General features: G+C 71.6%; 12 protein-coding genes. 4 read left to right on the top strand and 8 right to left on the bottom strand.

From position 1 onward, the window contains the following. Window positions 1–107: 107 nt before the first annotated feature. From KIK06_RS11140 to KIK06_RS11115, 6 genes are all read right to left on the bottom strand, one after another. On the bottom strand, window positions 108–1,739 hold the full coding sequence (locus KIK06_RS11140; RefSeq protein WP_268643111.1) for an acyl-CoA dehydrogenase family protein: 1,632 nt from the start codon (window positions 1,737–1,739) through the stop codon (window positions 108–110). Window positions 1,740–1,954: 215 nt separating this feature from the next. Continuing rightward, window positions 1,955–2,635, bottom strand: a complete 681-nt coding sequence (locus tag KIK06_RS11135; RefSeq protein WP_268643110.1) for a pyridoxine/pyridoxamine 5'-phosphate oxidase — start codon at window positions 2,633–2,635, stop codon at window positions 1,955–1,957. A 148-nt stretch (window positions 2,636–2,783) separates the two neighbouring features. After that, complete coding sequence (locus tag KIK06_RS11130) at window positions 2,784–3,557, bottom strand: sirohydrochlorin chelatase (protein WP_268643109.1); 774 nt, start codon at window positions 3,555–3,557, stop codon at window positions 2,784–2,786. A gap of 118 nt (window positions 3,558–3,675) precedes the next feature. Continuing rightward, window positions 3,676–4,377 (bottom strand): phosphoadenylyl-sulfate reductase, encoded by a 702-nt coding sequence (locus KIK06_RS11125; RefSeq protein ID WP_017598272.1) that lies wholly within the window; start codon window positions 4,375–4,377, stop codon window positions 3,676–3,678. Continuing rightward, on the bottom strand, window positions 4,374–4,580 hold the full coding sequence (locus KIK06_RS11120) for a hypothetical protein (RefSeq protein ID WP_268643108.1): 207 nt from the start codon (window positions 4,578–4,580) through the stop codon (window positions 4,374–4,376). The genes KIK06_RS11125 and KIK06_RS11120 overlap by 4 nt, the downstream gene beginning before the upstream one ends. A gap of 62 nt (window positions 4,581–4,642) precedes the next feature. After that, window positions 4,643–6,340 carry a nitrite/sulfite reductase gene (locus KIK06_RS11115; protein ID WP_268643107.1) on the bottom strand — a complete coding sequence of 566 codons (1,698 nt, stop codon included), beginning with the start codon at window positions 6,338–6,340 and terminating at the stop codon, window positions 4,643–4,645. 403 nt (window positions 6,341–6,743) lie between these two features. Here KIK06_RS11115 and KIK06_RS11110 point away from each other — a divergent pair, with 403 nt between their 5' ends. Continuing rightward, window positions 6,744–7,754 (top strand): YihY/virulence factor BrkB family protein, encoded by a 1,011-nt coding sequence (locus tag KIK06_RS11110; protein WP_268643106.1) that lies wholly within the window; start codon window positions 6,744–6,746, stop codon window positions 7,752–7,754. A 361-nt stretch (window positions 7,755–8,115) separates the two neighbouring features. After that, the gene (locus tag KIK06_RS11105; RefSeq protein ID WP_017598268.1) at window positions 8,116–9,549 is read left to right on the top strand and encodes a hypothetical protein; all 1,434 of its coding nucleotides are present in this window, start codon (window positions 8,116–8,118) and stop codon (window positions 9,547–9,549) included. Here the strand turns inward: KIK06_RS11105 and KIK06_RS11100 are convergent. Further along, window positions 9,543–10,604: a hypothetical protein gene (locus KIK06_RS11100; protein ID WP_268643105.1), complete on the bottom strand. Its 1,062-nt coding sequence runs from the start codon at window positions 10,602–10,604 to the stop codon at window positions 9,543–9,545. The genes KIK06_RS11105 and KIK06_RS11100 overlap by 7 nt on opposite strands. 125 nt (window positions 10,605–10,729) lie before the next feature. Beyond that, complete coding sequence (locus KIK06_RS11095) at window positions 10,730–11,938, bottom strand: MFS transporter (RefSeq protein ID WP_017601796.1); 1,209 nt, start codon at window positions 11,936–11,938, stop codon at window positions 10,730–10,732. Window positions 11,939–12,190: 252 nt separating this feature from the next. On the opposite strand from KIK06_RS11095, the gene KIK06_RS11090 reads away from it, so the two are divergent. Continuing rightward, entirely contained in the window at window positions 12,191–12,751 is a 561-nt protein-coding gene (locus KIK06_RS11090; protein WP_268643104.1) for a GNAT family N-acetyltransferase, read from the top strand. A 133-nt stretch (window positions 12,752–12,884) separates the two neighbouring features. Next, on the top strand, window positions 12,885–14,192 hold the full coding sequence (locus KIK06_RS11085) for a phosphoribosyltransferase family protein (protein WP_268643103.1): 1,308 nt from the start codon (window positions 12,885–12,887) through the stop codon (window positions 14,190–14,192). Window positions 14,193–14,230: the final 38 nt, after the last annotated feature.

The following is a 14,230-nucleotide window of genomic DNA, read 5'->3' as shown; positions in this document are numbered from 1 at the left end:
CGTGGCCCCGACCACGGCCACGGGGTGCGTTCTTCGGAGCGGCCACCCGGGGGCCACCGCCGGGCCGCCCGTACCCGGGCCGAGGCTCGGACCCCGGAGAACACCGCCTACCCCCGCGGCCGGGCGCGCTCCAGGATCGCCTCGGTGTTCACCCCGCGGGGCAGGGTGCCGAACACGTGCCCCCAGTCGCCGCCCAGGCGGCTGGCGGTGAACGCCGCCGAGACGGGGGCCGGTGCGTGCCGCAGCAGTAGCGAGGCCTGGAGGGTGAGGGCCATCAGCTCGACCACCGATCGGGCACGGTACTGCGCCTCGTCCAGGTCGGACAGGGCCTGCTCCAGCCGCTTGAGTGCCGCGTCGAAGTGGTCGTCGACGCCCGCCGCGGCACGGAACTCGGTGAACAGCGCCTCGACCGACTCCGGGTTGCGGCCCATCGCCCGCAGTACGTCCAGCGCGGCCACGTTCCCCGACCCCTCCCAGATGGAGTTGAGCGGGGAGTCCCGGAACAGGCGGGGCATCCCCGACTCCTCGACGTACCCGTTGCCGCCCAGGCACTCCAGGGCCTCGGCCGCGTGCGGGGGCTGGCGCTTGGTCACCCAGAACTTGCCCACGGCCACCCCCAGACGGCGGAAGGCGGTCTCCGCCTCGTCCCCCCGGACCGAGCGGTCCACGGCCCCGGCCAGGCGGGTCATCAGCGTGGTGGCCGCCTCGGACTCCAGTGCCAGGTCGGCCAGGACGTTGCGCATGAGCGGTTGTTCGATCAGGCGCGCTCCGAACGCGGAGCGGTGTTCGGCGTGGTGGAGGGCGTGCACCACGGCGGCGCGCATCCCGGCCGCCGATCCGATCACGCAGTCCAGCCGGGTGCTGTTGACCATGTCGATGATGGTGCGCACGCCCCGGCCGGGTTCGCCCACCAGGTGCGCGACCGCGCCGTCGTACTCCAGCTCGGCCGACGCGTTGGACCGGTTGCCCAGTTTGTCCTTGAGGCGCTGGACGTACAGCGCGTTGCGGGTGCCGTCGGGCAGCACCCGGGGGACGAGGAAGCAGCTCAGCCCCTCCGGCGCCTGGGCGAGGGTGAGGAAGAAGTCGCTCATGGGCGCCGACGTGAACCACTTGTGCCCGGTGAGCAGGTGGTGGCCCTCCGCGGTGGGCACGGCGCGTGTGGTGTTGGCGCGCACGTCGGAGCCGCCCTGCTTCTCCGTCATCGACATGCCCGCGATGAGGCCCCGCTTGCTCAGGGGCGGGCGCAGCCCGAAGTCGTAGGTCCGCGAGGTCAGCAGCGGCTCGTATCGTTCGGCCAGTTCGGGAGCGTGGCGCAGCGCCGGGACCACCGCGTAGGTCATCGAGACCGGGCAGCCGTGGCCGCTCTCCGGCTGCGACCACAGGAAGAACTTGGCGGCGCGCGCCACGTGCGCGCCCGCCCGCTCGTCCGCCCAGGGGGCCGCGTGCAGTCCGTGTTCCACCGCCTGCTCCATGAGCACGTGGTAGGCGGGCTGGTAGTCGATCTCGTCCACGCGGTGGCCGTACCGGTCGTGGGTACGCAGGACCGGCGGATAGGCGTTGGCCGACTCGCCCCAGGAACGGACTCGCTCGGTGCCCGCGGCGGTGCCGACCTCGCGCACCTCCGCCTCGGCCCACCCGGCACCCTCGCGGCGCAGCCCCTCCAGGAGCGCGGGATCGTCCGCGGCGGCGTAGTCGCCGAGCGGGATGGCCTGGTTGAACACCTTGTGTGTGGCGGGCATCGTTGCCTTTCCGTCCGTGGGTCGGCGGTGGGAGTGCGGGAATCGTAACCTGTGCCACCGGGCTCCAACCGAACCGGGTTCGGTTGAGGGGTGATGCGGCATCCGGCGCGACGTGCACGACCGATGGAACAGGCACTGCCCGGGCCCGGTACTCGCGTCACCCGCCCGGGCCCGGTCCGACACCGGGAACACGACCCACCCGGATCACCCGCGCCTCACGGCCACAGCAGTTCGCGGTCCCACCCGGAATCGACGGTGGGCCTCGTGTAGCGCAGGCGCGTGTGCCGTCGGTCCCGGTCGGCCTGCCAGAACTCGATCTCGGTCGCCGCCACCCGGTACAGTCCCCAGTCCGACGGCACCAGGTCCGGGTCGGCCTCCAGTCGCGCACGGCTCTCGTCGGCCGCGCGGTGGATGTCGGTCAGGTCGGTCAGGGGCTCGCTCTGCCGTCCGTGCAGACCGGCCACCCGCGACTCCAGGGGTCTGGCCAGGTAGTCGGCGGCGCACCGGTCGGGGTCGGCCAGTTCCGCGAACCCGCGCACCCTGATCTGCCGCCCCTGCTCACCCCAGTAGAACGACAGCGCCACCGCCGGGTTCCTGGCCAGATCCCGCCCCTTGCGCGAGCCCGTGGTGGTGGCGAACCACCATCCCTCGAGGGTGAAGTCCTTCATGATGACCACCCGGGAGGACGGCTCCCCCCGCTCGTTGACCGTGGCCACCGTCATCGCGTGCGGCTCTCGAACCCCGGCCGCCACCGCCTCGGCGAACCAGTCCGTGAACAGCCGTGCCGGATCCTCCGGCGCGGCCGACGGGTCGAACTCCGCGATCGGACCCGCGAAGACGGGCAGCCCCCGCAGCAGTTCCCGGATCCCCCCGTGCTCATCACCGTGCTCCGACACCTCGGCCCCCGCTCGCTCTCATCGCTTCGGCGGCCCGGACGGGTCGCCGCGCCAACGATTCTTCTTCGCGCCACGGGCCGTCACAAGTGCCAATCCGCGATCTGTGGACGGGGCGGACGACCCGGCGTCCGCCCCTGTCCCGGCCGTGTCAGACGCGGGCGTGCCGTGCGGCCACCGCGGCGTCGTAGCGCTCCAGCACCACCCTGGCCAGCTCGGGCGCGTCACCCAGTGCCTCGGACACCACCGACGCACCAGCCGCCGTCGACCGGTCGCGGACCCGGTCGGAGAAGAAACCCGGCGCCAGCAGGTAGCTGGCCACGGCCACGCGCTCGGCGCCCCGCTCCCGTAGGTCGGCGACCGCCTCGCCGGGACCGGGCGACTGCGCCGACGCGAACGCCGCGACGGCCTCCCGCCACGGCCCGCGCTCGGCCAACCGGGCCGCCAGGGACCGCACCGTCGCGTTGGCCTCGGCGTCGCTGGAACCGGCCGAGACCAGCACCAGGGCCGTGTCCGGGGCGGGACGCGCGCCGGCCTCGGCCAGGCGCCGCTCCACCGCGTCCAACAGCAGCGGGTGCGGTCCCAGGGTGTCGGCGTAGGACACGCGCAACCAGGGGCTCTCCTCCCGGGCCTTGGCCAGGACCCGGGGCAGGTCCACCTTGCTGTGGTAGGCCGCCGTGAGCAGGGTCGGCAGCACCACGACCTCGCCCACGCCACCCGCGGCCAGGTCGGTCAGCGCGTCCTCGGGGCCGGGAGACACGTGGTCCAGGTAGGACACACGGACGTCCAGGTCGGGGCGCGACGCGCGCACCCGGTCGAACAGCGCCGACACGGCCGTCGTCGACCGGGGGTCGGCACTGCCGTGCGCCACTGCCAGGAGCGGGATCGCTCCACGTTCCACTCGGTGCTGAATCTCCGTGCTCATGGACCTCTCGGGGCGGATAGCCCGTCCTTCAGGCTGGGAAGGAAGCTCTCGCCTCCTTCTCTGGGTCTTGGGTGTGGCGGGACGAGGATGCGTCGTCCCGCCACCGTGGCCTCACGGCTTACACGTGGATCCCGCACTCGGTCTTGCCGAGCCCGGCCCACCGGCCGCTGCGCGGATCCTCGCCCGGAGCCACGCGCCGGGTGCACGGCTCACAGCCGATGGACGGATATCCGTCGTATTGAAGGGGGTTGACCATCACACCGTGTTCGGCGATGTAGGAGTCCACGTCGTCCTGGGTCCACCGCGCGATCGGGTTCACCTTGGTCATGCGGCGGCGCCGGTCCCACTGGACGATCGGCGTGTCGCGGCGGGTCACCGAGTCCTCCCGGCGCAACCCGGTCAGCCACGCGGAGTACGGCGCCAGCGCCCGCTTGAGCGGTTCGACCTTGCGCAGGTGGCAGCACAGTTCGGGGTTGCGTCCGTGCAGGCGCGGCCCCAGGGCCCCGTCCTGCTCGGCCACCGTGCGGTTCGGCTCCACGTTGATGAGGTTGATGTCGTACACCGACTCGACCGCGTCGCGCGTGCCGAGGGTCTCGGCGAAGTGGTACCCCGTGTCTAGGAAGATCACGTCGATCCCCGGTACGACCCGGGAGGCCAGGTCGACCATCAACGCGTCGGCCATGGACGAGGTCATGCACAGGCCGTCGCCGAAGGTCTCCGCGGCCCAGGCGATGATCTCCCGGGTGGAGGCCTCCTCCAGTTCACGCGCGGCCCGCTCGGCGAGTTCGGGACCGCCCACAGGGGTGGTGGTGGCGTTCATGCGTTACCTTCCGTCGGTCTGGAGGGGGCGCCTCCCGCGGAGAACGACGCGGAGCGCAACCCGACGTACTTCACCCGGAACACCCGGGCACAGGAAAGACAGGCCCAGGGGTATCCCTCGCCCTTGACCGCGGCGCCCTCCTCGGGCACCAGGTCCTCGTCACCGCAGTACGGGCAGTAGTAGGGCGCGGCCCTCTCGGACATGGCGCACCTCTTCTTCCTTGGTGGTCGGCCCGGCCCCGCTTCCGGGGCCGGGTGTCCGTGTCCTACTTCAGGTCGGCCTCGTCGGCCCGTCCGACCCAGGCGGCGAAGGACTCCCCGTCCTCCTTCTGAACCTGGAAGCGGCGCAGCACGCGCTCCACGTAGTCGGGCAGCTCGTCGGCGGTGGTCTTCAGGCCGCGGACCTTCTTGCCGAAGGCCGCAGTCAGCCCCATGCCGCCGCCCAGGTGGATCTGGTAGCCCTCCACCTGTTCGCCGCGCTCGTTCATCACCAACTGGCCCTTGAGCCCGATGTCGGCGACCTGGATGCGCGCGCAGGAGTTCGGGCAGCCGTTGACGTTGATGGTCAGCGGCTCGTCGAAGTCCGGTAGCCGCTTCTCCAGCTCGTCGATGAGGGACGCGGCGCGGCCCTTGGTCTCCACGATCGCCAGCTTGCAGAACTCGATGCCCGTGCACGCCATGGTCTGGCGGCGGAACGTGCTCGGCCGGACCTGGAGCTCCTCGGCCTCCAAAGCGGCGCTGATCGAGTCGATCCGGTCCTCGGCCACGTCGAGGATGACCAGCTTCTGGTCGGCGGTGGTGCGGACGCGGTCCGACCCGTGCGCCTCGGCGATGTCGGCGACGCGTAGCAGCGTGCTGCCCGACACCCGGCCCACCTTCGGTGCGAAGCCGACGTAGAACTTCCCGTCACGCTGGCGGTGCACGCCCACGTGGTCGCGCTCCAACCCGGGGTCCAGCTCCGGCGCAGGGCCGTCCGCCAGCGCGTAGCCCAGGTACTCCTCCTCCAGTACCTGGCGGAACTTCTCCGGGCCCCACTCCTTGATGAGGAACTTGATCCGTGCGCGGGTGCGCAGACGGCGGAAGCCGTAGTCGCGAAAGACCGAGCAGACCCCGGCCCACACCTCGCTGACCTGGTCGGGGCGGACGAACGTGCCCAGGCGCTTGGCGAACATCGGGTTGGTGGACAGGCCGCCGCCCACGAAGAGGTCGTAGCCCGCCTCACCGGCCTCGTCGCGCACACCGACGAAGGCCACGTCGTTGATCTCGTGGTTGGTGCAGTACGACGAGCACCCGGAGATCGACGACTTGAACTTGCGCGGCAGATTGGAGAACAGGGGGCTGCCGATGTGGTCGTCGTAGACCTGGTGCACCTCCGGCGTGGCGTCCAGGACCTCGTCCTCGGCCACGCCCGCGAGGGGACAGCCCAGGATCACGCGCGGGGTGTCGCCACAGGCCTCCGTGGTGGACAGGCCCACCGACTCCAGCTTCTCCCAGATGGCGGGGACGTCCTCCACCCGCACCCAGTGCAGCTGGACGTTCTGCCGGTCGGTGATGTCGGCGGTGTCGCGCCCATAGTCACGGGAGATCTCAGCGACCGCGCGCAGCTGGGCCACCGACAGCTGACCGCCGTCGATGCGGATCCGCAGCATGAAGTAGCGGTCGTCGAGTTCCTCGGGCTCCAGCACGGCGGTCTTGCCGCCGTCGATACCGGGGGCGCGCTGGGTGTAGAGCCCGTACCAGCGGAACCGCCCGCGAAGGTCGGCGGGATCGATCGAGTCGAATCCCGCCTTGGAGTAGACGTTGATGATCCGGTCGCGGACGTTGAGCCCGTCGTCGTTCTTCTTGTTCTCCTCGTTCTTGTTCAGCGGCTCGCGGTAGCCGAGGGCCCACTGGCCCTCGCCACGGCGGCGGCGGGGCTTGGCCGCCGTCGCGGACTTGCCTGGCTGCGCGGAAGAGGGAGGCATCGCGGGTGTCTCCGATAGGGTCGCGGAGTGCTCACGGGCCCGGCGCCCGCACCGCTGGCCCGATCGCGCCGCACGTCGTCGTGCTGGGCGGACGGGTGGAGAACCACGGGTGTGGGAATCGAAGAGGGCGAGCGCCGGGGCCGCGCGCACCCCTGAATAACGGGTGCGTCACAAAGGCGGCGAGATCAACCGACGCTGCAACAGATGGCGCTACGGACCCGAAGGAAGTCCACGTGGCGGCGCACGCAGAGCATGGGGTCCAGAGCAGCGATCATGCATCGAGAATGGCACGCGGTCCGGCCCCTTGTCCAGGCACGTTCGCCACGTCCGCACGTGAGTCACGTCACTCCCGGGCGGTGCCGGGGCGGGCGCCCGAGCCCACGCGGCCGCTAACGTTCTTCCCGTGGTGGGATTCTGGGAGAGCCTGTGGGGCGCGATCGACGCGTGGTTGCGTCGGCACTCGTTCACGCATGGTGCCATCCTGCTGTTCCTGCGCACGATCCGCTCGTTCTCCCGGTACCGGGTGTTCGGCCTGGCCGCCGAGTCCGCCTTCTTCTCCCTGATCTCCCTGCCCGCGCTCCTGCTGTGCCTCCTGGGCGCCCTGGGGCCGCTGGCGGCGGTGCTCGGGCCGGACATGGTCGAGGAGATCCGCCTGTGGATGCTGGACCTGGCGGCCCGCGCGCTGACCCCGGACACCGTGAGCACGGTCGTGGAACCGCTCGTCGACGACTTCCTCGGCGGGGTGCGTGGCGGCCTCCTGTCGGTGACCTTCCTGGTGTCGCTGTGGTCGGGGTCGCGGGCGATGAACGTGTTCATCCGCTCCATCACCATCGCCTACGGACTCGACGAACTCCGGGGGTGGTTGCGCCAGCGCATCCTGGCCTTCGTCGCCTACCTGGGCGGCCTGCTGTTCGCGGTCCTGGTGCTACCGGTCCTCGTCGCCGGCCCCGACCTGGTCCACCAGTTGCTCCCGGCGACGGTGGGGCGGCTCAACCACTTCTACTGGCCGGTGGTCGGCCTGCTCGCCACGACCGCCGTCACACTCCTGTACGCGCTCAGCGTCCCGGTGCGCACACCCCCGTGGCGCCACCTGCCCGGAGCGCTACTCGCCACGGTCGTGCTGATGGGCGGTTCCGCCGGACTGCGCGCCTACCTGGACGCCTCCCTGGGGGATGTGAGCATCTACGGGTCCCTCGCCGCGCCGATCGCCATCTTGGCCTGGCTCTACGTCATGGCCGTCGCGGTCCTCGCCGGCTCCTCGCTCAACTCCGAGATCGACGCGATGTGGCCGACCGTACGCACCGCCTCGGCGCGGGCGGAGATCGCCGACCGCGGTTTCGAACGCGCCGACCGCCTGGTCCGGCGGCGGGAGAAGGCGGTCATCGACACCATCTCCGAGGCGAACGGCCGCTGACGGGCTGGCCGGATCCGGCCATTTTCGGTGTGAACCAAATGCCCTCCCCAGGTGTCCAATCCACTGTCGAGGATGTTCTGGAGGCGTGTGTTGGACCCCGGGAAGAGGAGAATGTGCAGGTCATGGCAGAAATGCGCGGCGCGCCTCCGCTGTCGCGGCCACCATTGACCGAATTCCCCATCCACATCCCGATCCGGCACGGTCACCGGCGGTCAGTATCATCTCGTGCAGCAGTGACGACGTGTTCACCAACACGCGCCCCCTGGCGGCCCCAGGCCGCGAGCCACCGTCATAGCTGATCGAGGTCACCCGTCACCCGTCACACGAACAGGTTCACCTTTCCCATGCCTTCGGAGGCACCATGAGCCGGGCGTCCCGACCGGAGCACTCCCGGCCCACCGTCGTCATCGTCATCGCTCCCGACGAGCGGAGCGCGGAGATCTCCATCGAGGGGCACCGCCAGATCGTCACCGGTCAGGCACCTCGGGAGACCAGACGCGCGGCGCTGGACGTCGCCACCGGCTACGCCGCCGGGATCGGACGGCCGGTGCTCGTCGACGCCCGTGACGCCAACGGCTTCTGGCGGTTGGTCGCCACCCCCGACGGTGTGGTGCAGGCCGCCGACACGGTCGAACCCGGCCGTCCACAGGCCCCCCGCCCCGAGGAGGGACGGCGCGGTCGGCGCGGGCGGGTCCCGCTGATCGCCGGGGCCGCCGTACTCGCGCTGGCCCTGATCGTCGGCGCGGGCGCCCTGACCCTGCGCTTCCTTCCGGAGGCACCGGCCACCCCCGCGAGCGGGGGCACGGAGGAGGCCGCCGAACCACTGCCGTGGCCCGCGCCCCCCGGCTTCGCCGGGACCGTCGTGTTCGACGCCGAGGTGGCGCCCGGGACCGAGCCGAGGGTCAGCAGGGACGGCGAACTGCTGTCCGTGATCGCTCCCGGGGACCAACTCCATCTGTACGACGCCGAGGGTGAGCGCCTCTGGGCGGCCGACCTCCCCGTGGAGACGGGAGAGTCCTTGGGCATCCCGCACATCGTGCGATACGACGGTGCCCCCGCCGTCGTGTTGGAGACCGCCGACGCCCTGCTGTTCTGGTCGGAGGAGGGCGGCGCCCCCGATCGCGTCGACCTGCCCGACGACGCGGTGGCTCAGTACGCCGGTGAGTCCGTGCTCGTGCGCACGGACGAGGACGACTTCGTTCCCGTGGGCGGTGAGCTCCGGGAGGTCGAGGTTCCCGGGGGCGCGGCCTCCATGCTGGCCGAGGGTGATCGCGTCCTCACCGCGGTCGTGGACGGCCCTTGGGTGTGGGTCGACCCGGACGGAGGCTCGACCGAGGTCCACGCCCAGCGTCCGGAAGGGGCGGGCGAGATGGACCGGGTGCTCACCGCCCTGCGGGAGTACGTCATCGTCCTCTGGCGCTCCGCCGAAGGCGACGGAAGCCACATGGCCTTCCACGACGGTCAGAACGGCGCCGTGGTCGCCGCGATCGAGGTCGACGCCTCCGACCTCGAGGGTGCGGGATACGCGTCCTGGCCGATCGGCACACGGACGGCCTCCTACGGCCCGACCGTGGTCGACCTGGAGAGCGGCGACGGCTCCGTCGTGCCGGGCTTCGCAGCGGAGATCGCCGTCGGCGACCAGGTCTTCGGTGAACTGGACGGGCGCTCCGTGGCGGTTCGCGCGGACGGCACGGTCTCCGACCTCCCCGAAGGAGCCGAGCGGCCACAGGGACTGCTCGGCGACAACGCGGTCGTGCTCCATGACGACCACCTCTATGCCATTCCCCCTCAATGAGTACACAACGAAGATAGGAAAGGAGACGGATGTCCCCCAAGAAGCGGGCTCTGACGGTGACCGCCGCCAGCCTGTTCATGGCTGGGTTCTCGGTCGGACCGGCGTTCGCCGACACGACCGATGAAACCGCGTCCACCGCCGTCCCCCAGGCGGGCCAGGAACCGGTGGCGTCCTCCACGGTGCCCCAGCTCTCCCCGGCCGATGTGCTGGACAATCCGGGTGACGGCGGCGACGACGGCACGGGCGGTAACCCTCCCGGTGGTGACGACGGCGGCGACGACGGCACGGGCGGTAACCCTCCCGGTGGTGACGACGGCGGCGACGACGGCACGGGCGGCAATCCTCCCGGTGGTGACGACGGCGGCGACGACGGCACGGGCGGCAATCCTCCCGGTGGTGACGACGGCGACGACGGTAACCCTCCTGGCGGCGATGACGGTTCCGACGGTGGTTCCGACGGCGGCGATGACGGTTCCGACGGTGGTTCCGACGGCGGCGACGATGGTTCCGACGGTGGTTCCGACGGCGGCGACGATGGTTCCGACGGTGGTTCCGACGGCGGCGACGATGGTTCCGACGGTGGTTCCGACGGCGGCGACGATGGTTCCGACGGTGGTTCCGACGGCGGCGACGATGGTTCCGACGGTGGTTCCGACGGCGGCGACGATGGTTCCGACGGTGGTTCCGACGGCGGCGATGACGGTTCCGACGGTGGTTCCGACGGCGGCGACGATGGTTCCGACGGTGGTTCCGACGGCGGCGGCAACCCTCCCGGCAGTGATGGCGGAGACAACGGGTCTGACGGTTCCGACGACGACGGCGACACGGGCAACCGTGGCTCCGACGACGACGGTGACGACAACCAGACGCCGAGCAGCGACACGAACGACTCGAACTCGTCCGATGAGGACGAGGACGAGGAGAACGAGTCGCTCGCCACGACCGGTGTCGACCTCCAGGGCTTCGTGCTCGGGGGCGCGGTCGTGACCGGGATCGGCGCGATGGCGCTGTGGGCCGGTGCCCGCCGCCCGGCGTCGATCGCCTGACGACGGCACGATCGCGGCCCCGTCGGGCCGTGACGCGCACCGGGCCCCCGACCGTGTTCCACGGCCGGGGGCCCTCTCCCCTTCCCGGGGCGACCGCCTTCACCGGGGCCGACGGGATCGCCGCCCCGGATCCGTCAGCGACGTGGGCGCAGCGCGGGCGCGAGAAGGAAGGCCGCGGCACCCGCGGCGGAGACCACCCACAGCGCGGTGCCCAGAGTGGCGGTGTCCGCCAGGAACCCCACCAACGGGGGAAAGACCAGCAGCCCGGCCCGGCCCAGCCAGCCCACGACCGCGAGACCGTCGCCCGTACGCACCCCCGGCACGTCACCAGCGGCGGCGAGTGTCAGCGGGAACAACGTGGACACCCCCAGACCCATGATCCCGAACCCGACCACCGCGGCCACCGGATGCGCGGCGACGAGCGCGAGTGCCATACCGCCCGCCGCCAACAGACCGCACCCCGCGCCCACCGCCGCCGCGCCGAAGCGGTCGGTGACGCGGTCGCCCACCAGGCGTCCCAGCGTCATCATCGCCTGGCACGCCACGAACGGCATCGCCGCGAGGAACAGCGGAGCCGACAGCTCCGTGGTCATGTACACCGCACCCCATGACGCCGCCGAGTCCTCGATCCCGGCCGCGAAGACCAACAGCACGCCCAGCAACAGCAGGAGGAGCGCTCCGCGCGCGGGCACACGCGTGCGTCGCCCGTCCCCGCCCACGGCCCCGTCCTCGCGTTCGCTGTGTTCGGGACCGGGCAGCAGCATGCGGCTCGCCCACAGGTTCACGCACACCAACATCAGCGCCACCCCGCCCAGGTGAGCCAGGACGGGCACGCCGAGACCGGCCATCGTCGCCCCGACGACGCCGCCCGCGACGGCCGCCATGCTCCACACGGCGTGGAAGGTGTTGATGATGGTGCGCCCGTACCGCCGCTGCACCCGAAGGCCGTGGGCGTTCTGGGCGGAGTCCGTCCAGGCGTCGGCGCTGCCCAGCACCAGGAAGGCGGCCGCGAGCATCCACCAGTTCTGCGCGAGTGCGATGAACGGAAGCGCTCCCAGAGTGACCAGGCTCGTTCCCACGGCGGTGCGGCCGCTGCCGAACCGGTGGATCAGCGGACCCGCGAGCATGCCGGTCAGGAGCGCTCCCGCGGGTCCCGCGGCGATCGCCGTGCCCAACTCCGCGTTGCTGAGGCCCAGACCGGACTTGATCACCGGCAACCACGGGACGGCGTTGGTGTAGGTGAAGCCGTTGACGAAGAACAGGGTGGAGACCGCGATCCGGGCCCGGCGCGCCTGGGGTGGCGGCGCCTGGGCCGGAGTGGCGGGGGTGGCGGGGCTGTTCACGGCGACTCCCAAAGCTGCGGACGATCCCAGCGGATGCTATACAGCCGACCGCGTGCGAGGCACCCCCGTATCGGCCGAGTCGGACTCCGGGCTTGCCTCAGCGGCCGCGGCGGATTTACATAGAGGTTCCGCCGCCGTCACCGTCACGTTCCACTTCGGCCCCCGCGGCCCCTCCCGCACGGGCCCTCGTTACTGTCCGCCGACCCCACGCCGGGATCCGTGCGCGCGGCCCGGTCGGAACCGGAAGTGTCCATGATCAATTCGAGTGCGCTGCGAGACACACCCACCCTCGTCGGGAAACGCGTCCGCCTGGTCCCCCTCGCCCCCGAACACACGGACGCCTACTTCGCCGCGAGCCTCGACGAGGAGGTCCGTCGGCTCACCGGGAACCACCGACACCTCACCTACGAGCGGGCACGCGAGTGGTGCGCCACCCGCGCGGGCCGCGGTGACCGCCTCGACCTGGCGATCACCGAGCCCAGGGACGGACGCTACCTGGGTGAGCTGTCGGTCTATGACGTGTCCCCCGAGAACGAGAGCGCCGGGTACCGTATCGCGTTGTCGGCGATCGAGTTCGCCGGTCAGGGACTGGGCCGGGAGGCCACCGAACTCGTGTTGGAGTACGCCTTCGACCGCATCGGCCTGCACCGGGTCTGGCTGCACGTGTACGCGTTCAACATGAGGGCCATCGCGGTGTACCGCTCGTGCGGGTTCACCGTCGAGGGGCGGCTGCGTGACGCGCTCCTGTGGGACGGGCGCAGACACGACGCCCTGCTCATGGGGGTGCTCAGGACCGCCCTCCGCGACACCTGAACGAGGGTTTTTGCCTGCGCGCGGGGTTGCGACCGCCGTGTCGCGGGGTATGCCGGTACCACTTTTCCAACGGCTCACTCCGGACAGCCGAGAGGAGCGGTGCCGGGGCCACGGTCCCGGTGCCGGTGAGGACATGAACCCGGTACCCGTTTCGTTGCCCTTCACCGACCGGTCCGAGGCGGGCCGCCGCCTCGCGGAGCGAGTGCGGCCCTTCGCGGTCCGGGACCCGCTGGTGCTGGCCCTGCCCAGAGGCGGGGTTCCGGTCGGTGCCGAACTCGCCCGTCTGCTCGACGCCGACTTCGACGTGCTCATGGTCCGCAAGGTCGGCCTGCCGGGCCGCCCCGAACTGGGCGTCGGGGCGATCTCCGAGGACGGCCACGTCATCTTCGACGACCTCGCCCTGGCCCGGATGCGCATCCCACGGCAGGCGCTGGCCGAGACGGTGGAGGCCGAGCGCAAGGAGCTCGAACGCCGACGCCGCGCCTACCGGGGCGACCGCCCCACACCCCGGATCACGGGGCGCGACTGCGTGGTCGTGGACGACGGCGTCGCCACCGGTGGCACCGCCCGGGCGGCACTGCACATGGTGCGACAGGCCGACCCCGCACAGCTCGTCCTGGCCGTACCCGTCGCCGCCCCGGAGGCGGTCGCTTCGCTGCGTGAGGAGGCCGACGAGCTGGTCGTGCTCAGCGCCCCGGACAACTTCCACGCGGTGGGGGAGTGGTACCGCGACTTCTCCCAGCTCTCCGACGGACACGTGACCGCGATCCTCGCCGAACGCGGACGCGCCCACCCGCCGGCGGACGTGGCCCGCGGGGTTCGGATCAGGGCCGGTGAGGACTACCTCGACGGTGATCTCACCATGCCCGCCGCCCTGCGCGGCGCGATCGTCCTGGCGGTGGGGGAGGGGCGGACCGACCCGCGCTGGCGGGCGATCGCCTCGGTGCTGCGACGGTCGGGCTACGCCACACTGCTGTTGGACCTGGTGACGGCGGGCGAGCGGGCCGAGCACGCCGAGGGCGTCGGCACCGAGGTTCTGGGGGAGCGGCTGAACGCGGCGGTCACGTGGTTGCGGAGGGCCACGGACGCGGCCAACGAGCCGGTGGGGGTCCTCGGTTCGGGAACGGCGGCTCCGGCGGCGCTGGTCACCGCGGCCGAGCGACCCCGGGACGTGGGCGCCGTCGTGGTGTACGGAGGCCGGATCGATCTGGCCGAACCGGCCCTGTCCAGGGTGCGGGCACCGGTCATGGTGCTCCTGGAGAGCGGTGACTCCTTCGTCCGCGAACTGAGTGAGTGGGCGCGCGGACGGATGGCCGGCCCTACCGATCTGCGGGTGATGCCGGGCGCCGAACAGCTTCTCGAAGGTGGTCAGGAGTGGCGGCAGGTGGCGGTGGAGACGCTCGACTGGTTCGACCGGCACCTGTCCGGAAGCGGGGACTGATCCCATGCCGCGCCACGCTGGTGTCCCTTGCCAGGGGC

It is taken from the genome of Nocardiopsis sp. EMB25 (assembly GCF_026797795.1).
GTDB classification, from domain to species: Bacteria; Actinomycetota; Actinomycetes; order Streptosporangiales; family Streptosporangiaceae; genus Nocardiopsis; species Nocardiopsis lucentensis.
The sequence above is the reverse complement of the archived record's forward strand: the minus strand, read 5'-3'. Positions and strand labels throughout refer to the sequence as shown.